This window comes from Novosphingobium sp., assembly GCF_049240505.1.
Classification (GTDB): domain Bacteria; phylum Pseudomonadota; class Alphaproteobacteria; order Sphingomonadales; family Sphingomonadaceae; genus Novosphingobium.
On record NZ_JBMLSM010000005.1, the window covers coordinates 114189 to 138227 of the forward strand.

The following is a 24039-nucleotide window of genomic DNA, read 5'->3' on the forward strand; positions in this document are numbered from 1 at the left end:
GCTTGCTCCTTCCCTATGAGCCGTCAATCGCGGCTTCTATTTCCCCGTAAATTCAAACGTTACTTCGCCATCGGCAGATCGAGCCGCGAGGCATCGGCCCCGCCGCGATGCACCGTGATGACCGGTGCCGGGTTCTGCCGGATGTCCTTCAGATTGCGCTGGCGCGGGTCTGCCCCGGCAATGGTCAGCCGCAGCCGTGCGCCCTGCGGCACCACCCGCGCCACCGGCGTCATATCGATGTTCAGGCGCACCACCTGCCCCGGCTGCACCGGCATGACATCGCCCTTGCGCCCCGGATGGAACGGCAATCCCATCGCCGCATAGGGCGCCTTGCCTTCGATACGATGCGACAGCGCAAGCCGCCCGAAAGCCACGACTTCCGCCTTGCCAGCGGCATCAACCTGATCGAGATAGACGAAGACCTGCGCATCAGGCTTGTCTGCCGAAACCGCCAGATGCGCCACCGGAAAGCCCACGATCTTTGCCGGCGCGGCCAGCGGGGCGGAGGTATAGCTTAACCCCTTATCGTCCATCGGTTTGGCCCAGAAGGCAAAGTATTCTGGATCTGGCAGATCGTAGTTCACGGTAAAGCGGTCCGCCCCCGCACGCCCGGCACGCGGTGTCAGCCCGCCATCGTTGACGGAGCGCGCCGTGCCGGTTTTGCCAGCGCCCAGATACCAGCCTTGCGCACGGCTTCCTTCGCCGGGCAGCTTTTCGGACGTTACATAACCGCCCTTGCCGTTCAGCCCTTCGACCCAATAGGTTGCGCGCGGCGTTGCGCCCGGAACCGCGCCTTTGAGATGCTGGTCGAAGTAGCGCGTTATCTCACCGGTGAAATCAAAGCCCGGCGGCGGCACGCAATGGCTGCCCGGCCCTGCCAGAAACCGTGCGCCCGGCAGGTTCGCTGCACTGAGGATCGATTGCGCGGTGGGTTCATCCTGCCAGTTGCTCCAGAAATAGGTGGCGATCCCGGCGCGGCGGATGGCATCGAGATAGTTGTAGACGCCAACTTCTTCCCAGAACGGCGTGCCTGTGAAGGTCGAAACGCTGTCACGATAAGGCATTCCATACCACAGTGCCGCCATCGGGGTGTTCGCGTCATGCTGTGCCACGGCGGCCTTCAGCAGACTGCCATCCGCGTCAGCATCCACCGGAACACTTGCCAGATCGACTTCCGGCGGTTCATCAGGCCGCGTGTTGAACTGCGCAGGAATGCCGCCACGCCGCACGAAGGCATACTTGTCGAGGTCTGACGCGCCGACGAACACCGCCTTCAGCGATGGGGGCGCGGTGGTGGCGGTCTGGAATGTCGTTCCGCCAAGGTAGGAGCAGCCGATCATGCCAACCTTGCCGGTGGCAAAAGGCTGCTTTGCCAACCACTCTACCAGATCGTATCCGTCCTGCGCCTCGGTCCGGTCCTGAAATCCACGCCGATGACCAAATGAAGCGCCCTTGCCGCGAATGTCCGCTGTGGCCACGACATAGCCTGCGCGGATCAGGCTGCGCAGTGCAAGCCGATCACCCAGCGCGAGTTCGACGACCTTGCCGTCCTTTTCGGTAAAGCGCGCACGATAGGGGGTGAAGGCGAAGATCACCGGCAGGCGCGAAGCCACTGCTGCGCCATCCCGCGCCGGGCGATAGACGTTGACGGCAAGCCGCGTGCCATCGCGAACCGGCACATAGGCCGATGTGCGCACGACATCGGGATATTCCTGCGCCGCACCGACCACCGCCGACGCTGCCACGCCAGCAACGGCCATAATGCTTGCAACGAGGGGACTTGCTCTCACGTTTTCTCTCCCGTGCGGATTCGGTTCCGCGATCTTGTGGGGATCGTGATCGTTGATGCGGCAAGCGCTTACAACCGAAAAATGGATGACGAGATTGTTGACAATTTCGTCAATATCATTCGATAAGATGTGGCGAGAGGATAACCGATGCCGATTCCAGACCAGCCACCACGCGCACCAACTGGCTCCGAAATTGCAGATTGGGTGCGCCAGCGCATCCGCACGGGCCGCTTCGTGCCGGGGCAACGACTGGTCGAGGTGGACATCATCCGCCAGATGGGGGCGAGCCGTTCCAAAGTTCGTGAGGCGCTGAAACGCCTCGAAGGCGAAGGGCTGGTAGAGATCGAGGAGTTTCGCGGAGCCTCAGTCCGATCATCCACGCTGGATGAAGTCCGCCAGATCTACCGCGCGCGCATGGCGCTGGAAGGTATGGCGATGCACGATTTCACGGCCAACGCCGATCCCGCCGCTATTGCGCGACTGCAGGATTTGCAGGAGCAGCTCGATGCCTGCGTGCGCGAACGCGCGCCCGACCGTTTTGGACGGCTGAACACCGAATGGCACCGCCTGATCGTGGAAGGTTCCGGCAACAAGGTGATCGCCGATCACCTCCAGCGGCTTAACGTGCCGATCCACCGCCTGCTGTTCGAAAGCTTCTACGACGACGAACGCCTGAACACCGCCAACGCCGATCACCGCGCCATGCTGGCACTGATCGTTGCAGGCGATGCCGATGGCGCAGAACGCGCAATGCGCAAACACATTGGCGACGGCTTCGAAACCCTCGCCCGGATCGAGGACGAGTTCTACAGCTAAACCGTGGCTATGGGCGCTATCGCCGCGTTATACTTCACTGTTTGCAGAACGAGTTCGGTTTCAACCTCGCGGATGCCATCCAGCGCAATTACCTTGTCGGTCAGGTCGGCAGCTTCGCGCAAGGATCCGAGGATGCACACCGCCACAAGGCGCGGGGCTGCATTGGCATCGTAAAGCGCGCTGACCTGCGGCAGGGCCAGCAGACTGGCCCGCACCTGATCGAGCTTTCCGCTCGCGCACTTCACGGTGATGAACAGCATGTGCTGGCCATGATCGTCGGTCGTGTTCTCGTTCGCGCGATCGATATCAAGGATCGGCACCAGCTTCAGCAGACCCGCGTTCTGCAGCCGCTTTACCCTTCCGCGCACGGTGCCTTCGGTCACGCCAAGGTCCGCCGCGATCTTGCGAAACGACAGGCGCGCATCATCGGCCAGCATCTGCGCGATATCGCGGTCCAGCTGATCGGTGGCGGGAAATTCGGGCGGTTCGAATGCCATCGTTATGTGTTCCCTCAAACGCCCAGCGGCCCGACGGCGGGGACATAGCGATAGACGTTGTTGATCAGTTCCACGTCCACATCCTCAACCCCGGCAAGGTCCGCCGTCGCCTGTCGCACCGCCTCGATCATCTCGCGCGCGTTGCGGAAGGCATAGAGGCACGACACCGGATAGCGGCCCGATGTGATGTGGACAGACAACACGTCTTCGCGCGCAGCAAGTTCGCGTGCCACATCCATCGGCGGGCGACCGCTGATCATCAGCCGGATGCGCGCAACCATGCGATAGCCGTGGATGCGGAAGTCCGAAACGGCGACAACGCGCATCAGGCCGCCCGCATCCATCGCGCGGATGCGGTTGGCCACCAGATTGCCCGAAAGGCCCAGCTCCTCTCCGATCGCGGTGCTTTGCGCACGGCCATCGCGCGCAAGCACTTCGATGATGCGGCGATCGATATCGTCGAAGCCGGAGCCGCGCGGGCGGCGTTGCGGTCTGTCTTCGCTCAAATCCGGTCCCCTTCTCAAAACGGGGAGTAGATTACGCAAGCGGGCGCCGCAAGAGCATGAGAGGCGTTATCCGCGCGGTTCGCGGGGCAGCCCAAGGCCGCGTTCGGCAATCAGGTTACGCTGGATCTGGTTGGTTCCGCCATAGATGGTATCAGCGCGGCTGTAGAGGAACAGGTTGGGCAGCACGTCCCATTCATAGCTTTGGCCCGGCGCGATCTCACCCGCCTGCCCCAACACGTCCATCGCCAGTTCGCCAAGGCTGCGCCGCCATGTGGCCCACTGGATCTTGTAGGTCAGCGCCGCGCCATCGATGCGCGAATGATCTGTGTTGGACAGCATCCGCAGCGCGCCATAGCGCATAAGCTGCAAACCGATTTGCGCGGTGGCGATGCGCTGGCGGATCACAGGATCGGCAGCGCGGCCATTGGCTTTGGCAGCGGCGACGATTTCGTCCAGTTCGTTGCGAAAGCCCATCTGCTGGCCCAGCGTGGAAACGCCGCGTTCGAACGCCAGCAGGCCCATCGCGATTTTCCAGCCATCGCCGGGCGCACCGATCAGGCTGTCTTCCGGGCAGCGCGCATCGGTGAAGAACGTCTCGTTGAACTCGGCATCGCCGTTGATCTGGCGAATGGGCCGCACATCTATGCCCGGCTGGTCCATCGGCATCATCAGAAACGACAGGCCCTTTGGCCCTGTGGAACCTTCCTGCGTGCGGGTGACCACAAAGATCCAGTCGGAAATATGGGCAAGGCTCGTCCAGATCTTCTGTCCGTTGACAACCCAGTGGCCATCTTCGACCCGCCCCTTGGTACGCACGCTGGCAAGGTCGGACCCGGCATTGGGTTCGGAAAAGCCCTGGCAGAATATCGTCTTCCCCGCCGCGATATCAGGCAAGAAGCGGCGCTTCTGCTCTTCGGTGCCGAACGTCAGGATCGTCGGCCCGGCAAGCTCTACGCCGATGTGGTTGATCCGCCCCGGCACGCCTGCGCGGGCATATTCCTCGGCAAAGATCACCTGCTGCGCCAGGCTCGCCCCGCGCCCGCCCCAGACCTCTGGCCAACCGATGCAGCCCCAGCGATGCTCGCCAAGCTGCTGCTCCCATTCCTTGCGCCGTTCGGGCATGGTGGTAAGCTGTGTAACGCCGCGAATATCACGGAATTCGCCCGCCATCTGGCCCTGCAACCAGTCGGCGCATTCGGCGCGGAAAGCCTCGTCAGCGGCGGAAAATCCCAGTTTCATCGCGCGATCAGCCCGGCAGATAGAGTTGCGCGGCCTTGCCGCCATCCACCGGAAGCGCCGTGCCGGTGATGTAGCTGGCGGCGTCCGACAGCATGAAGACGATGGCTTCGGCCAGTTCCTCAGGCTGCCCCCCGCGCTGCATCGGGATCACGTCGGTGGTGCGCGCGGCGGCATCGGGCGCGCGTTCGGTATAGTCCTGCGTTGCGGCGGTCATCACCTGCCCCGGCACGATGGCGTTCACGCGAATGCCCAGCGGCGCACCTTCCATAGCAGCGGCAGCGGTGAAGTGGACCATCGCCGCCTTGGATGCCGAATAGCTGGCCATGTTGGGCGCAGCGCGGATACCGCAGGTGGACGCGATGTTGACGATCGCGCCGCGCTGGCGGCCCTGCTGCTCCTGCGCGGCCATGACTTTCATCGCTGCCTTCGTGCCCACGAACACCGCATCGGCATTGACGGCAAAGTCCTTGCGCCAGTGATCGAGCCGCAGATGGGCGATGGGCGCGTAGTGGACCGACATGGCATTGTTCACCAGCATGTCGAGCCGCCCGTAACGCGCGGCCACGTCTTCCACCAGCGCGGTGAAGGCCGCTTCATCTGACACGTCAAGCTTGTGCGCCTCAACAGTGCCGATCTGCGCAATCCGGGCGCGCGCGGCTTCCAGCTTGTCTTCACGCCGGGCGCAGATGATTACCGTGGCACCACGCCGGGCGAGCAGCAGGGCGGTGGCAAGTCCGATCCCGTCACTTCCGCCGGTAACGATGGCGACCTTTCCGGTCATGTCCTGATGGCCAGTCTGAGACATCGCAACGCTTCTCCCGATTCCTGTGCTTTCAACGCGAATGCGCCTGAATGCCCTGTCATGTCAAGTTAATGCGTAAATATAGTAATTATATTATGCGCATTAGTGGATTTCAGTGGCTCTCATTGGCACAGATTCGCATTCAGCCCGAAACCGTCGGGTAATCGGTATAGCCGCGCGCATCGTCGCCCTGGCCGGTGTAGAATGTGCTGCGGTCGGCCTTGGCCAGCGGCGCGCCTGTGCGCAGGCGCTCCACAAGATCGGGATTGCCGATGAAGGCATAGCCGAACGAGACGGCATCGGCCTTTCCTTCGGCGATCACCTTTGCGGCGCTTTCGGCGGTAAGGCCGCAGTTCTCGATCACCGGGCCAGACCAGTTTGCCCGGACCAGATCGAGCGCATCGAAGCCCGCGTTGGGAATGTGGATCAGGTGGCAATAGGCCAGGCCCATGCCATCCACCGCGCGCAGCAGCGTGGCATAAGTCTCCGCCGGATCAGCATCGGCCATGCCGTTGAACGTCACGCCGGGACAGATGCGAAAGCCCACGCGGTCCAGGCCGATGGCGGCACCAAGCGCAGCCAGCGCTTCAACCACAAAGCGCACGCGGTTCTCTGCCGATCCGCCATAGGCATCGCTGCGCTGGTTCGAGTTCGACGAAAGGAACTGCATCGGCAGATATCCGCTGGCGCAGTGCAGTTCCACGCCATCCATCCCGGCAGAACGGGCATTGCGCGCTGCGGCCACATATTCCGCAATCACCCCCGGAATTTCATAGGCGGCAAGCGCGCGCGGCATTTCGGTGGGAACCGGAACGCCATCCGGCCCCGGAATGGGATCGGGACAGGCAATCGCGCTGGGCGCAACCGTTTCCGCATCCGCAGCCTTGTTGGCCCGCACGGAAGCGCGGCCAACGTGCATCAGTTGCATCACGATGCGCCCGCCTTCGCCGTGGACGGCATCGGCCACCTTGCGCCAGCCCGCCGTCTGTTCGGGCGAATGGATGCCCGGCGTGCGCCAGTACCCCTTGCCCGTGGACGAAGGTTGCGTGCCTTCCGTCACGATCAGCCCGGCAGAGGCGCGCTGGCGGTAGTATTCCACCATCAGGTCGGTCGGCACGTCATCTGGCCCCGCGCGGTCGCGCGTCATCGGTGCCATGACCACACGGTTGGCCAGTTCCAGTGCGCCAAGACGGACGGGGGAGAACAGATCTGCCATCATCTCAACTCCGCACGCGGGGCTTGGGAAGCGGCGCGCCACGGCGCATCGTCTCGATAAACTTTTCCAGCGGCGCGGGCGGTTCCACCGGCCCATCATGCGGTTGGCCCTGTCTGGCCCAATAGCTTTTCCAGCTGGGAAACAGATCGTGGAAGCTGCCGTGATAGGGCGGAACGCCGGGCCAGCGCATCTTGCGGTCGCCCACCGGCGGCTTGTTCAGATCGCTGGCATACCAATAGAGCGGCAGGCGGCGGCGAAAATACCAGCGGCCATCGATGCGCTCGTACTGATCGAAGTACATCATCTGCATGATCACCCAATCCGCGCCGCATTCATGCTCGTTCTTGGAATAGACCACGCCTTGTGCGTGATCGGCATCGTCGAAATCGATCACATGGCCACCGATATGGTGGCTGGTGCCGTCGAACTGCATCGAATGCGTTTCGTCAAACCAGTCTCGCAGCGCCTTGCGCCCGCTCTTGCCGCCGCCAACGCGCACGTCTTCGGGGAACAGGTTCACCCAGGCATCGCCATCACGCATGTCGAGCGCCAGCGAATATTTGGCGGGCAGTTGGCGGATCGCATCCAGCGATTCCAGACGGTCGATACGGGCCAGCAGGGAAGCCTCGGTCATATGCGTAGCGCTTTCAGGATAGAGGAGCGGGGCGGCACAGCGCGCCATTGGCCCAGCCTAGGATATCGTCGCTGCCCGACGCGATCAGATCATCCACTTCGCCCACCAGCAGATCGTGGGTGCCAAAGGCAATGCGTTCACGGATGGTGCAGAATATTGCCGCCGGTGCGCCTTCGATGAACCAGACTCCGTTGTGCGCATGGTGGATATGCTGCCGCCAATCGTCCTGCGAAAAGCGCGCGTTACGTGCGGCGGGATCGGCAAAGGGCGTGACATGGCCGTCCTGTTCCGAACACAGCAGATTGATGCAGAACCGGCCCGCACGGATCATGGCATCGTGCGCAGAGCCAGACCGGTTGACGCAGATGGCCATCGCCGGCGGATCGAGCGTAACGGGCATCAGCGCCGACATGGCAAGGCCAACCGGCTCCCCGCTATCGGGATCGAAGCTGGTAACGATGCCAACCGGCGCGGGCATGAAGCGCAGCACGCGCTTGAGCTGTGCGTCGAGCGCGGATGTTGTCTGGGTCAATCTCGCTCCCCTCGGCCATCGATCCGCGAGTGCAGGGCGAATCTCGGCAATCTTCGATATTTGCGCTATTGAATAATCATATTTCTACGCAAATGAAAAGATAGAAGCGAAAATTCAGCGTACATAGCGCATCAAGGCCAACAGATTTCGCCGCAGCCGTATTTTTTGACAATGAAGAAAAATGCGGCGGCGGCGCCCTGTCAGGCCACGCCCTGCACCGCACCGATGTGCGCTACGCCCCGCGCTCGCGCCAGCTTCTCCTGCCGGTCACGTTCACGCGCCGATGCACGCTGTTCATCGGTACGTTCATGATAACAGGCCGCGCAGGAAACACCGTCCTCATAAAGGTCCGAAGCCCGCCCCTCCTCGCTCACCGGGCGGCGGCAAGCCCGGCACAGCACATGGCTGCCCTGCGCCAGCCCATGCCCCACGGCCACACGCTCGTCGAAAACAAAGCATTCGCCATGCCACAGGCTTTCGGATGGCGGCACTTCCTCAAGATACTTCAGAATGCCGCCTTTCAGGTGGTAGACTTCATCCACCCCTTCGGCTTTCAGGAACGCCGTCGATTTCTCGCACCGGATGCCGCCGGTGCAGAACATCGCCACTTTCGGAGCCTTGCCTTCGCCCAGCAGGCGCTCCCGCTCTGCCCGGAACCATGCGGGAAAATCGCGGAAGGTGCGCGTGCGCGGATCGATCGCGCGTTCGAACGTGCCGACATCGACCTCATAGTCGTTGCGCGTGTCGATCACGATGGTTTCGGGATCGGCGATAAGCGCGTTCCAGTCCTGCGGCGAAACATAGGTGCCAACGCTGGCGCGCGGATAGATGTCCGGTTCCCCCATCGTCACGATCTCGCGCTTGATCCGCACTTTCATGCGGTAGAACGGCATTTCTGCCGCGCCCGAATACTTGACGTCAACCTCGGCGCAATCAGGTTGTGCGCGGATGAAATCCACAACACTGGCAATGCCTTGCGCGCTTCCAGCAATCGTGCCGTTGATCCCCTCGCGCGCCACCAGCAGCGTGCCCTTGATGCCTTGGGCCTTGCACAGCGCATCCAGCGCATCGCGCAGTGCCGCCGGATCGGCAATCACCGCAAAGCGATAGAGCGCGGCGACGGTAATGGGCTGGTTGGTCTGCATGGCTCGGCCCTTTAGCGTCTGCACCGAAAATCGCCAGACGCATTGCATCGGGCGCAGCCCAACGGCTAGGCATTCGCCGATGACCACGCCACGCCTCCACCCGATCTATGCCGAAATGCCGGTAACGATCTTCGAAGAAATGTCTGGCCTCGCACGAGAAACCGGCGCGATCAATCTGGGGCAGGGTTTCCCCGATGGCCCGCCGCCGCTCGCGCTGCTTGATGCACTTGCCCGCGCCAGCGCCGAACAGTCGCACCAGTATCCGCCAATGGCAGGCTTGCCCGAACTGCGCCGCGCGGTGGTCGCGTTCTATGCCCGCACGCAAGGGCTGGACCTGTCGCCGACCAGCGTCATCGTCACCTCCGGCGCGACCGAGGCGGTGGCCTCAGCCATCCTCGCCGTGGTTCAGCCCGGCGACGAAGTGTTGCTCTTCTCACCTGCTTATGACGCCTACGCCCCGCTGGTCCGCCGCGCGGGTGGTGTGCCGGTGTTCATCGCGCTATCCCCGCCGCTGTGGTGCTATGACCGCGCCACAATAGAGGCCGCGATCACCCCCCGGACCCGCGCGCTGGTGCTCAACGATCCGCTGAATCCCACCGGCACCGTCGCCAGCGCCGCAGACCTTGCGATGCTGGCAGAGCTTTGCGTGCAGCACGATCTTTTCGCGATCTGCGACGAGGTTTGGGAAAATGTCCGCTTCGATGGACAGCGCCACGCCTCGCTCCTGGCCCAGCCCGGAATGGAAACCCGCGCGTTGAAAATTGGCTCGGCGGGCAAGATTTTCGGCGCAACCGGCTGGAAAGTCGGCTGGATCGTTGCCGCGCCGCAGGTTGCCGCCGTGGTCGGCCGCGCGCACCAGTTCCTCACCTTCACCACCCCGCCGATGCTGCAATGGGCCGTGGCCGAAGCCTTGGACCGACCGGACATCGCCCAAAGCTGCACCGCCGGCTGGGCCGAAACCCGCGCCTGCCTGCTTGAAGGCCTGACGCGCGAAGGCTTTGTCCTGCTGCCAAGCTCGGCCACATGGTTCACCTGCGTCGATCTCCCCGCCTCAGGCATCCCGCTGGACGACCGCACGTTTGCAATGCGCGCCGTGAACAAAGCTGGCGTCGCTTCCATCCCCCTCTCGGCCCTGTGGGAAGGGGCAAACGCACCCACCCACATCGCCCGCCTGTGCCACTGCAAACCCGAAGCCATGCTGATCGAGGCCGTGGAACGGCTGGCAAGGTGGCGGGATCGCATCACCACCTGAAACCACAAGCCGTTGCCGATCAAGGCCCTTGCCAATCATGCCCCTAGCTATATTTGACAAGATATAGAGAGTCGCAACCAGCGACTTCGAACGACAGGGGGTTTCATGCGCGCCACTTCCATCCTCGCTCTGGCGAGCGCCCTTGCCATGCCCGAAGCGGTCCATGCCGAAGAAGCTGACACAGCAAAAGACACCGTCAGCGCCTTCACGCTCGGGCAGATCATCGTCACCGCCGTCCCGGCAGAAGGCATCGCGATCAGCGGCGAAACGCTGACCGCCGAGGCCATCTATCGCTTCAACCGGCAAACGCTCGACGAAGCGGTAAACGTGATGCCCGGCGTGGCCGCATCGAACAGCGGTGGATCACGCAACGAACGGCTGATCTTCGTGCGCGGGTTTGACCGGTTTCAGGTTCCGCTCTCGATCGACGGCATCCGCGTCTACCTGCCTGCCGACAACCGCCTCGATTTCGGGCGCTTCCTCACCTCCGATGTGGCCGAAGTACAGGTCGCCAAGGGCTATGCTTCGGTGCTCGACGGGCCGGGCGCGATGGGCGGCGCGATCAATCTCGTTACGTCGCGCCCCACCCGCGCACTGGAAGGCGAAGCGCGTGGCACGCTGAATCTCGATCGCGGCGCGAACTATGCCGGCTATTCGGTCTATGGCCGCATCGGCACCGCGCATGAAAAGTGGTATGCGCAGGCCTCGTTCACCCGCAATTTTCAGGACCGCTGGGATCTTTCCAGCGATTACGCGCCTGTCACCGGCTCGGCTGAGGATGGGGGCGAGCGCGAGTTCACCCGGACGGCGGACTGGCGGCTGAACGTCAAGGCGGGCTTCACCCCCAACGCCACCGATGAATACACGATCAGCTACACCCGGCAGGAAGGCGCAAAGAACGCGCCGCTCCACGTCACCGATGCGCTTTCGGCGCAACGCTTCTGGTCATGGCCCTACTGGAATATCGCCAGCGTCTATTTCCTGTCCACCACCGCGCTAGGTGATCGGGCCACGCTGAAGACGCGCGCCTACTACAACACGTTCGACAACCTGCTGCGTTCCTTCAACGACCGCACGCAAACCACGCAGACACTGGGCCGCGCCTTCAATTCCTATTACGAGGACGAAGCCTGGGGCGGGTCCGCCGAACTCGGCGTCGATGTCAGCAGCGCCGATCGCTTGACGGTCGCCGCCCACTATCGCCGCGACAGCCATGTCGAATTTCAGCAGGGCTTCCCCTCTGGCACCACCGAACCGCCGCAGACCAATGTCGAGGACACCTACAGCATCGCCGCCGAGAACCGCTTTGCATTCACCCCAGCGTTGAGCCTGACGCTGGGCGCAAGCTACGACTGGCGCGATCTCAGCCGCGCCGAGGAATACGGCACGCCTCCCACCGGCGGCGCGGCGCGCATTTTCAGCTACCCGATTGCCAATGCCGGTGCATTCAACGCGCACGGCCAGTTGCTGTGGACGCCGGATGCCGACACGCGGGTAAACGCCAGCATTTCCTCGCGCGCACGCTTTCCCACGATCTTCGAACGGTTCAGCACGCAGTTCGGCACCGCCGCATCCAACCCCGGCCTCAAGGCAGAGCGGGCAACCAACTACGAACTCGGCGCAAGCCGCCGCTTCGGTGCGATCCAGTTGGAAGGCGCGCTGTTCTACAGCGATATTCAGGACGCCATCGTCTCGGTCCGTCCCGCCGGATTCCCCGCAAATTCCACCCAGCGCCAGAACCTCGGCAATGCGAAATACTACGGCGCAGAGGCGTCCTTCACCGCGCAAGTGGGCACTGCGCTGGAACTGGGCGCGAACTACACCTGGACGCATCGCACGTTCGATATCACCGGCGCAGCCCCCGGCACCCTCGTCCCGGTTTTCGCGCTGACCGGCGTGCCCGAACACAAAGCCTTCGTCTATGCCAATTGGAAGCCGGTCAGCGGCCTGTCGATCCTGCCCAGCGTCGACATCGCTTCAGACCGCATGACCTCCACCACAGCGGCGACACCAGTCTACTACGAAACCGGCAGCTATGTGCTGGCCAACCTGCGCTTCGATTATACCCTGACCGATGGCATCGAACTGGGCGCGGGCGTGCGCAACCTGTTCGACGCCAACTACGTGCTGACCGATGGCTTCCCCGAACCGGGCCGCAGCTTCTTCATCAGCGGCAGGGCAAGGTTCTGATCCGACGCGGAAGGGGCTAAATTGCCCTTCCGCGCCATTTTCAGCCTCGCCGCATATCCGCCAGCAACGACAGCATCCGGCCAGCGATCTCGCGCTCGCCCATCACCACGTTGTGCGCGCCGTGGTCCTTCAGGTGCTTCACCTCGGCATCGGAATGCGCGCGGGCGATGACGGAAACCGCAGCATTCAGCCTGCGCGCGTTTTCCACCACGCCGCCCGCCTCGAACCCTTCGGGGATGGCGATAACGAGTTTGCTGGCTTCCAGAATGCCCGCCTCGCGCAGCGTGTCCATGCTGGCCGCATTGCCTGAAACCACGGGGAAGCCATCGGCGCGGGCGATGCGGGCGATGTCCTCCTGATCCTCGACGATCACGATGGCGCGCCCGGCTTCGCGCGTGCCCGCAGCAACCAGCTTGCCCACCCGGCCATAGCCGACAAGGATCAGATGCTCGCGCCGCTCTGCCTCGCGCTGTTCCTCCATTGCTGCGGCGCGCTGCGCGGCAACCTGCCCCGCCTTTGCCATCGATCCGGCTGCGAACGAGAAGATGATAGGGTTGGCAAGGATGGAGATGATCGCGCCACCCAGCACCAGATCGCGCGCTTCGGGCGGGATCAGGCCAAGCCCTGTGCCAAGGCCCGCCAGAATGAACGAGAACTCGCCGATCTGCGCAAGGCTGGCCGATACGACCATCGCCGTGCGGTGCGGATGGCCGAATGCCTTGACGATAAGATAGGCTGCCAGCGATTTTCCGAACAGGATGATCAGCACCGTGCCCAGCAAGGGCAGCGGCTGTTCAACCACCACGGCAGGATCGAACAGCATCCCCACCGATACGAAGAACAGCACCGCAAAGGCATCACGCAGCGGTAGCGTTTCTTCGGCGGCGCGGCGGCTCAATGGTGTTTCGCCCAGGATCATGCCCGCAAAGAACGCCCCCAGCGCGAATGAGACGTCGAACATGAAGGCCGCGCCAAAGGCCACTCCCAGCGCGATGGCCAGCACGGCAAGCCGGAACAGTTCGCGCGATCCCGAATGCGCGGCCCAGTGCAGCACACCCGGAATGATCCGCTTGCCCGCCACCAGCATCACCAGCACAAAGCCCACGACCTTCAGCCCCGCCTCGCCCAGCGTATAGGCGATGGCACTACCGGTCACCTCGCCGCTTCGCCCGATCTCGGCCAGCACCGGCAGCAGCACGATGGCGATCACCATCACCAGATCTTCGACGATCAGCCAGCCCACCGCGATGCGGCCCTGCTCCGTTTCGACCAGCTTGTGCCCCTGCAAAGCGCGGAGCAACACCACCGTGCTCGCCACCGAAAGCGACAGGCCGAACACCAGCCCGGTCACCAACGACCAGCCCATAGCCCACGAAAGCCCCACGCCCAATGCGGTCGCCACGGCGATCTGCACCACCGCGCCCGGCACCGCGATGTTCTTTACCGCCAGCAGATCGCGCAGCGAAAAGTGCAGACCCACGCCGAACATCAGCAGGATCACGCCCAGTTCGGCCAGTTCGTTGGCAAGGCCGGAATCGGCCACGAAGCCGGGCGTGAACGGGCCGATCAGCACACCGGCAAAGAGATAGCCGACCAGTGGCGATATCCGCAACCGGTGCGCCAGCGCGCCCATGATGAAAGCGACGACAAGACCGGCAACGATAGTGCCGATCAGCGGAGTGTGGTGGGGCATGGTATTCCTTGAACGATAATGGTGGCCGCGACGGCATCAGGGCCGTGGGCGGTATTCGTAGCGGGCCGCTGAAACATCAAAGCACATCCCAGAATGTCCACAGCGCCAGCATTCCTGCCGAAAGCGCGGCTGCGGCGATCCAGAACAGGTTTGCGCCATGCAATCTGTCGAGATGATCGGCCTTGAACGCCTGATAGCGCGCCTCCAGCCTTGGGTCGGCGGCCACGACGCGCAGATCGATGGCACTGGCCTCCTTGCGGAACCAGTGGAGCAGATCGGCCAGTGTATCGGGTTCGATATGCGGATAGCGTGAAAGCGCCGCCTCGATATGGGCACGGCGGACTGCGGCGGCGGAATCGCCCTTGGCAATAGTGGTCATCACATTGCTCCTGAATCGGGGAAAACGGGCGCGCGATGGCGCGCACCGGCGCGGCGATTCAGGGAAGAGGAGGTGCTCTTGCTGGCGCAGGGCGAAGTTTTCGCCGCGCAAGGCACGGTGGACCGGTCGAATATGGCCGGTTCAGGACCAGAAGGACAACCAGCAGCGCCAAGGTCGCAACAACAGGCGCGCTGTGCATCACGAACGGCATGGGCACCGGGACGAATTTATCCACCACCGCCCGCCGCGAACCAACGATGGCCACGTCAGCCGTCGCTGCACTGAATGCCGAACCCGCCTTGTGCTGCAAAGGCCGCACCGGTTCGCTTGCCTGCACACCAATCGTTGCCAGCAGCAACAGCGTCAGCAGACGAAGCACAACAAGGCGAGGCAGATAAAGGCGCGGGCGGCTGGGCGGCACTTGCACTCCCTGTTTGCGGGCCAGACTGGCGGGGAACCCGGTGTGGATCACTGATCTACACGCACGAAGCCGGATTTGGTTCCCGCCAGCAACAAATTCACGCCATTTCCGATTTGATCTTTGCGAACAAGCCCTGGCACGCCTTGTCCGAAGGCTGAACGGTGGATATCCGGCAAGCCAATGGGGCCAGCAAGACAAAAGGGCACGTCATGCGCAAGAACATCAAACCAAAGACCAGCCTTTGTTCGCTTCTCACCGCAGCAGGATTGGCCAGCTTGGCGCTGTTTGCACCGGCCCATTCGCAAAGCTTTGGCGATATTCTGGGTTCGGCAAAGAAAGTGGCGCAGGCTGCCACGGTTTCTGATCAGCAGATCGTCGCCTATTTCTCGCAAATGTCCGATGAAATGGACCGGCAGAACACGCTGGCCACGGCCAAGAACCCTTATGCCGTGCGCTTGGCCAAGCTGACCACCGGGCTGACCAGCTATGACGGGCTGAATCTCGATATCAAGGCATACATCGCCAGCGATGTGAACGCCTTTGCGATGGGTGATGGCACGGTGCGGGTCTATTCCGGGCTGATGGACAAGCTCACCGATGATGAAGTGCGTTGCGTGATCGGCCATGAAATCGGGCACGTGAAGCTCGGCCACGGGCAAAAACGGTTGAAGCTGGCGCTGCAACAGGATGCCGCGCTCAGCGTGGCGGGCACCGCCAGCAGCGGCGTGCGCAGGATTGCCAATTCCGAACTTGGCGGGCTGATCCAGAACGTGATCAGCGCACAGCATTCACAGGCTGCAGAAACCGCGTCTGACGATTACGCACTGTCCTTCATGGCAGCCAAGGCCTATCCTCAAGCAGCCTGCCCTTCCGCGATGGACAAACTGGCAGCGCTCGGTGGTGGTGGCGGTATCGGCCTGCTGAAAACGCACCCCGACCCAGCTCAGCGGGCAAAGCGGATGCGCGCAAAGATCAAGTAACGGGGTAACCTACGGTCCCCTCGCATATCCTCCTTCCGTCATCCTGAACTTGGTTCAGGATCCATTTCGCCAATCAGGCTGCAGCTTTTGCGGAGAAATGGACCCCGGCCTTCGCCGGGGTGACGATGATAAGGATGCAGTATGCGAACGGGATGGGCACGCACACCGTCATCCACTCTTCGCCGCCTTCACCATCGCATCCCATTCATCCCACGCAATCGCGCGGCCCGGATAGGTCACTTTGGCAAAAGGCCATTCCTTCGCCACCCAAGCCCGCACCCAGGCATAAAGTTCCGCATCGAAGCCGGCGTCATATTCCGCCTTGGTCACCCACAAACGCACCATCGCATCATAACCTGCAACCGGACCGGGTGAAACATAGACGCTGCCACGCTCACGCGTGCCATCGGGCGTCAGCACAGCATAGGCAAAGGATTTGCGCGCCTGAAACCGCGCTTGCTCGCTCTCCATGTCCTGCATCGCATCGGCGGCAGACAGCGCGGCGTGCGGCCATGCGGTGCTGCGGGTAAAGGTCTTCTGCAAATGCTCGATGGATGACATATAGGCATCGAAATCAATCTTCACGAGCGCGGGACCGAGCGGCACCAGCCTGAACCCGACTCCTTCCACGTGCGTCGGTACGGCAAATTCGGCGGGCACCAACGATGACACCTGCGCCGGAGCCGACTTGGGCTGGCCCGTTTGGGCGCCAGCGGGCCGCGCCGCCAGAACCATCATTGCCAGAGCGAACCCTGCTCCCACCACCGCCAATCGCATTGCCCGTGCTCCATCGAAACCGATGGCAAACTAACTGCAGGGAACCCGCGCTTTACAATACGTCATTCGGCACCCGGCCAGCGCTGCCGTGCATGAAGCAGACGCAGGATGACCACGGCATCATCCGTAACGGTGTAGAGCAGGACGTAGTTGCTATGCACCACGAGTTCGCGTGTTTCCGGCAAACGTCCGGGGCGGCCCATCGCCGGATGGCGGGCGAGTGGCGCGCACTTCTCCTCAAACATTGTATCCAGCGCTTCGGCAACGTGTGGATTGGACTGTTCGACTCTGTCGAAAATGCCGTCGCGATCCTTCATCGCTTCGGGAGTCCAGACGATTGCCTTCACTCGCTGGCCGCCAGTCTTTTGCGTAGTTCAGCCCGCCTTGCGGCAAAATGCGCCTCCACCTCTTCGCCGGGAATAAGCATCCCCGCTTTGGCCTGATCCAGCCCGATCTGCGCCTCACGCCGGAACCAGGCGTCATACTCCGCCGCCTCGCGCTGTTCTTTCACATATTCGCGCATGAAATCGCGCAGCAATTGCGCGCCGGTGCGGTCCTGCCCCTTGGCCGCTTCGGCAAAGGCTTCCTTCAGGCTGTCATCGACCCGGAATGTGAATGTCGCTTCGCCCATTACGCGGCTCCTGTGCTACATGCAAAGTGCCATGTATGGCCAATGCACACCTTTTGTAACACATCACTGCTTTGCTTCAAAGCGGCCAAGCCCACAGGATCAGCGGTGTTCCAATCACCACAACCAGTACCGATAGCGGCGCGCCCAGCCTTGCATAATCACCAAAGCGATAGCCGCCCGGCCCCAGCACCAACGTGTTGCACTGATGCCCAATCGGCGTGAGGAAATCGCACCCGGCCCCCACCGCCGTCGCAATCAGGAAGGCTTCGGGGCGATAGTGCAACTGTTCGGCAAAGACCGCCGCGATCGGCGCCATGACCAGCACGGTCGCCGCGTTGTTCAGGAACGGCGTAACCGCCATCGCCGCCACAAGGATCAGGGCCACCGCACCCCACGCCGGAAGTTGCACGGCAAGGTCGGCCAGCAGCTTTGCGATCACGTCCGAAGCGCCGGTCGTCTGCAGGGATTCGCTGACCGGGATCAGCGCCGCCAGCATGATCAGGATCGGCCATTCTATGGCTTTATAGGCTTCATCCGCAGGCAGGGCTCCGGTGATCACGGTCAGACCCGCTGCAGCGAAAAACGCCAGCGCGGCGGGCATGAAGCCACTGCCTGCGGCCACCATCGCAGCAGCAAGGATCACCAGCGGCAGCCAGCGGGACTTGCGCGATCCAAGGCCAATCTTGCGCTGCGCCAGTGGCAGCGCGCCCATTTCGCCAAGACGTGCGGGCATAGTTTCCAGCGGGCCTTGCAGCACGATCACGTCACCAGCTTGCAGAACGGTATTGCCCGGCTTGCTGGCAATCGTCTCACCCTCGCGCGATATGGCGATCAGGTTGATCCCGAGGCGGTCGCGCATTTGCATTCGCCGCGCCGTGCGGCCGATCAGCGCGGAATCGGCATGGATAACGGCTTCGATCACGCCAAGGCTATCGGCGTTCGCAATTTCATCGTCGTCTTCGCCGCGCAAAACCAGACGCTCGGCCCCGACCACCCGCTCCAGCGTGTTAGGTTCACCGCTGAGGATCAGCACGTCGGCTTCGAAAATATGCGTCGCCGGGTCTACCGCGCCGCGCATGTCCCCGCGCACCAGTCCAGTGACTTCAACCTCGCCCTCGTGCCGGTCGCGGAACTCTGCCACGGTCAGACCCGCCACGGGCGAACCATCGCTCACCGTCGCTTCGATCACATAGGACGATATGTTGATCGCCTCGTCCATCCCTTGCGCGGCGTTGCGGTTGGTCGGCAGCAGCCGCCAGCCAAAGCTCAGGAAAACCAGCCCTACCGCCAGAAGCGCAAGGCCGGTCGGCAGGTAATCGAACATGCGGAACGGCTCGCCGGTCATCTCTTCGCGCACGCGGGACACGATGATGTTGGGCGATGTGCCGATCAGCGTGGTCAGCCCGCCGAGCAAGGACGCGAAAGCCATCGGCATCAGATAGAGCGAGGGCGAAGCGTGGTTTTTCCGCGCCATCTGCACCGCGCCGGGCATCAGCATCGCCAGCGCGCCGACATTCTTGATGAAACCCGAAGCCAGGCCAACAGCGGCGGAAAGCACCAGCATCTGCCCTTGAGGCCGCTTGATCCGCTGGGCCAGCGATTGCAACAGCCGCTCGATCACGCCCGATCGCTGGACGGCGGCAGACAACACCAACGCAGACCCAACGATTACGACAATATCGTCGGAAAAGCCTGTAAACGCGGCCTTTGGCGATACGACGCCGATGGCCACGGCGGCCAGCAGCGCGATCACGGCGGTTACGTCATACCGGAAACGGCCCCACAGAAAGAGGGCCATCATCCCGCCGAGAGTGGCCAGCGAAAGCCATTGGGGCTGCGTCATCACAGCGACAATGATTAACCGCTGTTCAGGTTCCCATCATCCGAAACGAAGTTCGCCCTGCACCGGCACCTTGCGCGCCGGTCTTGGCGGCGGCGCGACCTGGCGTTGGGGGAGAAGGCAGCACGCCAGCCCCTGCGGCACATAAACCGCGTGTCGTTGGCCGCCGCGATTTTCGTGATCGACGGCGAAGCCTTTGTAATAGCGCCGTAAAAGCCCCGCCCCGACCAGTTCGGACACCGCCCGGCTTAGGTTGGTCTTGCCAGAGGCCCGCACCCGTTCCCGCACTTCTTCCTCCACCAGCGCGGCAGCGGCAGCAGCGTCTTCGGGCATCCGGTCTTCAAGGATCAGGTCGGATTTCACCCGCTCTGCCAGCGCGATGCGTCGGGGATCGCGCCCGCCCATCGGGGCAAGGCTATCACACAGAAAATCGCGCAAAGTGAACTGCTTGGCACCGCGCCGCACGAACGGCCCCGCCTCACCATTGGCGTCGCTCACTTCCGCGATCAGGCTGAGCACCATGAAGGCGTAACGCGGCCTGCTGCTGACCTGCGCAAGTCGATCGAGCAGGAGCGACATCTCTGATGGGCCGGGCAGGATCGCTGAATGGAACATTTCGTGATTCAAGAAAGCACATATCGGGATTCCTGTGAATCCCTTCCGTGACCCTCAATCCCAGAAATCCAACATTTGTCCTCTGTGACACTCTGCCCGAGGGCAAAGTGTCACGAACGGCCCTTTGCCCTCTCGTAGGTGCAGCTAGGTGCATCTAGGTGCACTTCAGAAATGCACCCAATCAGAGCTTTGCAGGAGCCAATCTGGGGGTCAGGAAGTGCACCACGGCGAGCGCGACGAGATAGGCGCTGGCGCAGATCGCAAAGAGGATTTCGTAGCTGCCCCCCGTGCTATCCAGAATGTAGCCAGTGAACAGCGCCATCCCCATGCCGCCCAACGCCCCCACCGTGCCGCCGATACCGACGACAGAACCCACGGCCCCGCGCGGAAACACGTCAGACGGCAAAGTGTAAAGGTTGGCGGAAAACGCCTGATGCGCCGCCGTGGCCAGCCCGATGATCAGCACTGCGCCCCACACGCTGTCGATGCTCTGCGCGAACCAGATCGGCAGGACGGCAACCGCGCAAAGCAGCATGGTGATCTTTCGCGCGAAGTTGGGCGTGCGCCCGGCCTTGATCAGGCGCGAGGACATCCACCCGCCAAAGATCGAACCGCCATCGGAAATCAGATAGATCGCGGCCAGCGGCAGGCCGAACGTCTTGAGGTCCATGTCGTAGCGTTCGAACAGATAGCCCGGCAACCAGAACAGGAAGAACCACCAGATCGGGTCGATCAGGAACTTGCCCAGCGCATAGGCCCAGGTTTCGCGCACGGTAAGCAGGCGGCTCCAGCCAATCTGTTCAACCGGGTCCGCCGGATCCTGCTGAATCCACGCAAGTTCGGCGGCTGAGACTTTCTTGTGTTCGCTGGGATGGCGATAGATGAACCACCATGCTGCCAGCCACATCACGCCGAAAATGCCGGTGATGAAGAACGCAGCGCGCCACCCGAACCACAGCACCAGCGCAGGCACCAGCAGCGGCGTGATGATCGCCCCCACGTTTGCGCCCGCATTGAACAGGCCGATGGCATAGGCTCGTTCGCGCTGGGGGAACCAGTCTGTTACCGCGCGAATGCCGGCGGGGAAGTTGCCGCTTTCCCCCACGCCAAGGCCAAAGCGCGCCGCAGCAAAGCTGGCGAGGCCGCTGGCAAAGCCATGCGCCATGTGTCCGGCCGTCCAGACGATGATCGCGATGGTATAACCGAGCTTTGCGCCCACAACGTCAACGATGCGGCCAAAACCGATGTAGCCGATGGCATAGGCGACCTGAAACCAGAAGACGATCTGGGCGAAGTCCGTTTCGGTCCAGCCAAATTCGGCCACCAGAGTCGGCTTCAAAACGCCGATCATCTGGCGGTCGATATAGTTCACCGCCGTTGCCGCGAAGAGCAGCGCGACGATTACCCAGCGATAGCGACCAGCCTTAGCTGCTGCTGCATCGACTGCGGGGGCGGAACTTTCTGCCATCGTTACTCTCCCGTTCGGAAGCCCGGCTTTGACCGGTGCACCCAGCAATTCCTAGCGTGCAGTGGCGGCAACCACACTGCAACGAACTTCGCCGCAGCCTTCGAACACGGCGCGGAAGGACTGGCCCACCGCTATTTCATGGACGCCGGTGATCGCACCGGTGGACACCCACAGCCCGCCCGAAACATCGAAACCGCGTTCGATCAGGTTGGCGAGCAGGAAGCGCACAGCACCGTAAGGGCCATCGAGCATGGTGGCGGCGGTTGCCGCGCCAACTTGAACGCCATCGATCTCTCCGCACACGGCGATGGCGCAGAGGTCCAGCCCCTGCCAGCCTTCCAGCACGCATCCGCGCACCAACCCGGCGTTGTTGCCGAAATCGGATACTGTCACCAACGGACCATCGGTGTTGATGCCCGGATAGGGCGAGCTGGCGATTTCGATGCCAAGCCGCACGTCATCCAGAATGGCAATCGTACCTGCATCATCAGTTGGCACAGGACCGGAGAAGCCGGGCGCGACGTGGAGAAGCATTTCGGCCTCGGCAGCAGCGAAACCGCCGACGAAAACCGGCATTGCCGGTTCATCGCCCGCAGCGGCATCGACGATGCTGTCGGCAAAGATCGGCCCGGACAGGCGGTTCGCGCCAAGCTGGCCATCGCGTGGCGGATTTATGCGGCCCACTTTCCAGCCTGCAACGGCGCGGCCATCGACCGAGATGGCACGATCCTGAATCCCATAGGCCGCGCCGAGATCGTGCGGCGCGATGCCGGGATAGACCGGCAGCGCACGCGCTTCGTTGCGGGCGCTGACAAAAGCCTTCGCAACATGATCCGCATTTTCGTTCAACTCGATCCCCATCCCTATGGTCCTTCGTTCGTCCGGCTGCGTATAGGAAACCGGTGTCATTCGCAAGTGGCTGCGGCTTCGCAGCCGGTTTGATTAGAGCGTTACGCCCTTCTTCCAGATCGCAATGGCACGCTGCCCGGCGCGTTCTGCGGCCGTTTTCCGACCGCTGGCGATGGCCAGAAGCGTGTCGAGAAAGGCGCTGTCAGCGGCATCGCGCCCTTCATCCAGCACGCGCGAGGCATCGAAATCGATCCAGTGCGGCTTGGTCTGTGCCAGCGTGCGATTCGATGCGACTTTTACGGTCGGCGCAGGAAAGCCCAGCGGTGTGCCGCGCCCGGTGGTAAACAGCACCAGCGTTGCCCCGGCAGCCGTCAGCGCGGTGGAGGACACCGCATCGTTGCCCGGCGCTTCGAGCAGGGCCAGACCCGGTCCCACTGCCTGATCACCATAAGCCAGCACGGCGCAGAGCGGCGCGGTGCCGGCCTTCTGCACGGCGCCTGCGGACTTTTCCTCAAGCGTGGTGATCCCCCCTGCAATATTGCCGGGCGAGGGATTTTCCGAAACGGGCAAGCCCTGATCGAGGTAGTAGCGCTTGAAGTTGTTGACCAGCGCGGCACCGGCTTCGAACGTGGCCGTATCGACCGCGCGATCCAGCAAGGCATGTTCCGCGCCGAATATCTCGGGAATCTCGGTCAGGACCGGCGTGCCGCCTGCCGCGGCCAAGGCTTCGCTGAAACGCCCCAGCAAGGGGTTGGCGGTGAGGCCGGAGAAGCCATCGGAGCCGCCGCACTTCAATCCAACGGTCAGCGCGCCGAAAGGCAAGGGTTCGCGCTGCGCGGTTGCCGCCTGCGCCACAAGGTCGTCAACCAGCACTGCCGCTTCGGCCAGTTCATCGCCCGCGCCCTGCGAGGACAGCGTGCGGACTTTCGTCCGCGCCGCTTCGGGGATGGCGGCCAGCAGATCGGCCATCTGGTTCGATTCACAACCCAATCCCAGCAGCAGCACGCCCGCAGCATTGGGATTGGCGGCAAGGCCTGCCAGCAGCGCGCGGGTGCCGCCCAGATCGTCCCCCAGTTGCGAACAGCCGTGAGGGTGCGCAAAGGCAAGGATGCCGTCGATCCGCCCATCTGCAATCAGCGCGGCATGACGCACCTCGGCAGCGCGGGCGATCTGTTCTGCCGTAAGCCCCACGCAGCCGACCGTGGGAAGAATCCAGATCTCGTTGCGCGTGGCGGCGCGACCATCGGCGCGGCGATAGCCCAGCCATTGCGGCCCACTGGCCGCAGGCGATGCCGCAACGCCATTTGATGCGGGCGGCGCGTATGCAACTTCGCCCTGCAACGCGGTGGCAAGATTGTGGGTGTGGACATGTTCACCCGCAACGATGGCACGGGTCGCGCGGCCAATCGGCAGCCCGTATTTCACCACCGCATCGCCGACTGCGTGGGGCTGTACCGCAAACTTGTGGCCCTGCCCGATATCGTCTTTCAAAGTGACGCTGGTGCTGCCCACCTGCACGATGGCACCGGCGGCGAGCGGGCGCAGCGCCACGGCCACGCCATCGATGGCATGGACCTGCAAGGCTTCGGGCATGGCAACATCCGCCCCTTTGGTATCTGGCGCAGACAAGAACGACTCTCCCACTTGTTGCGCACATGGATAGCGCTTAGGTAACCGGTGTCAATCGGGGTGCCATTGCAAAGGGCGCAACGTTCCGGCTAGGAGAAATGCGGTGGTGACACCGGTGTAACGCATATGTTGCGCTGC

At 62.9% G+C, this 24039-nt stretch carries 24 protein-coding genes; 4 read left to right on the top strand and 20 right to left on the bottom strand.

Annotation, left to right across the window (positions count from 1 at the left end; all coding sequences use genetic code 11):
• Window positions 1-59 precede the first annotated feature (59 nt).
• Window positions 60-1760, bottom strand: coding sequence for a CocE/NonD family hydrolase (locus tag ACOVQ0_RS00705; protein ID WP_421878768.1), 1701 nt, complete (start codon window positions 1758-1760; stop codon window positions 60-62).
• 177 nt (window positions 1761-1937) lie between these two features.
• Between ACOVQ0_RS00705 and ACOVQ0_RS00710 the strand changes: the two genes are divergently transcribed.
• On the top strand, window positions 1938-2606 hold the full coding sequence (locus ACOVQ0_RS00710; RefSeq protein ID WP_421878771.1) for a GntR family transcriptional regulator: 669 nt from the start codon (window positions 1938-1940) through the stop codon (window positions 2604-2606).
• On the opposite strand, the gene ACOVQ0_RS00715 is transcribed toward ACOVQ0_RS00710, so the two are convergent.
• From ACOVQ0_RS00715 to ACOVQ0_RS00750, 8 genes are all read right to left on the bottom strand, one after another.
• A complete protein-coding gene (locus ACOVQ0_RS00715) occupies window positions 2603-3103 on the bottom strand; it encodes an Lrp/AsnC family transcriptional regulator (protein WP_421878774.1) in 501 nt (166 codons plus the stop codon). The two genes, ACOVQ0_RS00710 and ACOVQ0_RS00715, sit on opposite strands and share 4 nt — an antisense overlap.
• Before the next feature lie 14 nt (window positions 3104-3117).
• Complete coding sequence (locus ACOVQ0_RS00720) at window positions 3118-3609, bottom strand: Lrp/AsnC family transcriptional regulator (protein WP_421878778.1); 492 nt, start codon at window positions 3607-3609, stop codon at window positions 3118-3120.
• Between the two features lie 66 nt (window positions 3610-3675).
• Window positions 3676-4848, bottom strand: coding sequence for an acyl-CoA dehydrogenase family protein (locus tag ACOVQ0_RS00725; protein WP_421878781.1), 1173 nt, complete (start codon window positions 4846-4848; stop codon window positions 3676-3678).
• Window positions 4849-4855: 7 nt separating this feature from the next.
• Window positions 4856-5653, bottom strand: a complete 798-nt coding sequence (locus ACOVQ0_RS00730; protein ID WP_421878784.1) for an SDR family NAD(P)-dependent oxidoreductase — start codon at window positions 5651-5653, stop codon at window positions 4856-4858.
• A 139-nt stretch (window positions 5654-5792) separates the two neighbouring features.
• Complete coding sequence (locus ACOVQ0_RS00735) at window positions 5793-6869, bottom strand: alkene reductase (RefSeq protein WP_421878787.1); 1077 nt, start codon at window positions 6867-6869, stop codon at window positions 5793-5795.
• A gap of 1 nt (window position 6870) precedes the next feature.
• A complete protein-coding gene (locus tag ACOVQ0_RS00740) occupies window positions 6871-7500 on the bottom strand; it encodes a nuclear transport factor 2 family protein (protein WP_421878790.1) in 630 nt (209 codons plus the stop codon).
• A gap of 13 nt (window positions 7501-7513) precedes the next feature.
• The gene (locus tag ACOVQ0_RS00745; protein ID WP_421878793.1) at window positions 7514-8032 is read right to left on the bottom strand and encodes a flavin reductase family protein; all 519 of its coding nucleotides are present in this window, start codon (window positions 8030-8032) and stop codon (window positions 7514-7516) included.
• 200 nt (window positions 8033-8232) lie between these two features.
• Window positions 8233-9177 (bottom strand): rhodanese-related sulfurtransferase, encoded by a 945-nt coding sequence (locus tag ACOVQ0_RS00750; protein ID WP_421878796.1) that lies wholly within the window; start codon window positions 9175-9177, stop codon window positions 8233-8235.
• A gap of 79 nt (window positions 9178-9256) precedes the next feature.
• On the opposite strand from ACOVQ0_RS00750, the gene ACOVQ0_RS00755 reads away from it, so the two are divergent.
• Together ACOVQ0_RS00755 and ACOVQ0_RS00760 are read left to right on the top strand one after the other, a co-directional pair.
• Entirely contained in the window at window positions 9257-10429 is a 1173-nt protein-coding gene (locus tag ACOVQ0_RS00755) for an aminotransferase (RefSeq protein ID WP_421878800.1), read from the top strand.
• A 105-nt stretch (window positions 10430-10534) separates the two neighbouring features.
• The gene (locus ACOVQ0_RS00760; protein ID WP_421878802.1) at window positions 10535-12619 is read left to right on the top strand and encodes a TonB-dependent receptor plug domain-containing protein; all 2085 of its coding nucleotides are present in this window, start codon (window positions 10535-10537) and stop codon (window positions 12617-12619) included.
• A gap of 40 nt (window positions 12620-12659) precedes the next feature.
• On the opposite strand, the gene ybaL is transcribed toward ACOVQ0_RS00760, so the two are convergent.
• The 3 genes from ybaL to ACOVQ0_RS00775 form a co-directional block, all read right to left on the bottom strand.
• On the bottom strand, window positions 12660-14312 hold the full coding sequence (gene ybaL / locus ACOVQ0_RS00765; protein ID WP_421878805.1) for a YbaL family putative K(+) efflux transporter: 1653 nt from the start codon (window positions 14310-14312) through the stop codon (window positions 12660-12662).
• Between the two features lie 76 nt (window positions 14313-14388).
• Entirely contained in the window at window positions 14389-14691 is a 303-nt protein-coding gene (locus ACOVQ0_RS00770) for a hypothetical protein (protein WP_421878808.1), read from the bottom strand.
• Between the two features lie 58 nt (window positions 14692-14749).
• Window positions 14750-15163, bottom strand: a complete 414-nt coding sequence (locus ACOVQ0_RS00775) for a hypothetical protein (RefSeq protein ID WP_421878810.1) — start codon at window positions 15161-15163, stop codon at window positions 14750-14752.
• Between the two features lie 158 nt (window positions 15164-15321).
• Here ACOVQ0_RS00775 and ACOVQ0_RS00780 point away from each other — a divergent pair, with 158 nt between their 5' ends.
• On the top strand, window positions 15322-16092 hold the full coding sequence (locus ACOVQ0_RS00780) for a M48 family metalloprotease (protein ID WP_421878813.1): 771 nt from the start codon (window positions 15322-15324) through the stop codon (window positions 16090-16092).
• A gap of 168 nt (window positions 16093-16260) precedes the next feature.
• On the opposite strand, the gene ACOVQ0_RS00785 is transcribed toward ACOVQ0_RS00780, so the two are convergent.
• The 8 genes from ACOVQ0_RS00785 to ACOVQ0_RS00820 form a co-directional block, all read right to left on the bottom strand.
• Window positions 16261-16869 carry a twin-arginine translocation pathway signal protein gene (locus tag ACOVQ0_RS00785; RefSeq protein ID WP_421878817.1) on the bottom strand — a complete coding sequence of 203 codons (609 nt, stop codon included), beginning with the start codon at window positions 16867-16869 and terminating at the stop codon, window positions 16261-16263.
• Between the two features lie 62 nt (window positions 16870-16931).
• Window positions 16932-17216 carry a type II toxin-antitoxin system RelE/ParE family toxin gene (locus ACOVQ0_RS00790; protein WP_421878820.1) on the bottom strand — a complete coding sequence of 95 codons (285 nt, stop codon included), beginning with the start codon at window positions 17214-17216 and terminating at the stop codon, window positions 16932-16934.
• Entirely contained in the window at window positions 17213-17500 is a 288-nt protein-coding gene (locus tag ACOVQ0_RS00795; RefSeq protein ID WP_421878823.1) for a CopG family ribbon-helix-helix protein, read from the bottom strand. Before ACOVQ0_RS00795 ends, ACOVQ0_RS00790 begins: the two co-directional genes overlap by 4 nt.
• 76 nt (window positions 17501-17576) lie before the next feature.
• The gene (locus ACOVQ0_RS00800) at window positions 17577-19343 is read right to left on the bottom strand and encodes an SLC13 family permease (RefSeq protein ID WP_421878826.1); all 1767 of its coding nucleotides are present in this window, start codon (window positions 19341-19343) and stop codon (window positions 17577-17579) included.
• Between the two features lie 36 nt (window positions 19344-19379).
• Entirely contained in the window at window positions 19380-19955 is a 576-nt protein-coding gene (locus tag ACOVQ0_RS00805; RefSeq protein ID WP_421878829.1) for a hypothetical protein, read from the bottom strand.
• A 181-nt stretch (window positions 19956-20136) separates the two neighbouring features.
• Entirely contained in the window at window positions 20137-21423 is a 1287-nt protein-coding gene (locus tag ACOVQ0_RS00810) for an MFS transporter (protein ID WP_421878832.1), read from the bottom strand.
• 51 nt (window positions 21424-21474) lie between these two features.
• Entirely contained in the window at window positions 21475-22284 is an 810-nt protein-coding gene (locus ACOVQ0_RS00815) for a 2-keto-4-pentenoate hydratase (RefSeq protein WP_421878835.1), read from the bottom strand.
• Between the two features lie 81 nt (window positions 22285-22365).
• Window positions 22366-23865 carry a UxaA family hydrolase gene (locus ACOVQ0_RS00820; RefSeq protein WP_421878876.1) on the bottom strand — a complete coding sequence of 500 codons (1500 nt, stop codon included), beginning with the start codon at window positions 23863-23865 and terminating at the stop codon, window positions 22366-22368.
• Between the last annotated feature and the right edge of the window lie 174 nt (window positions 23866-24039).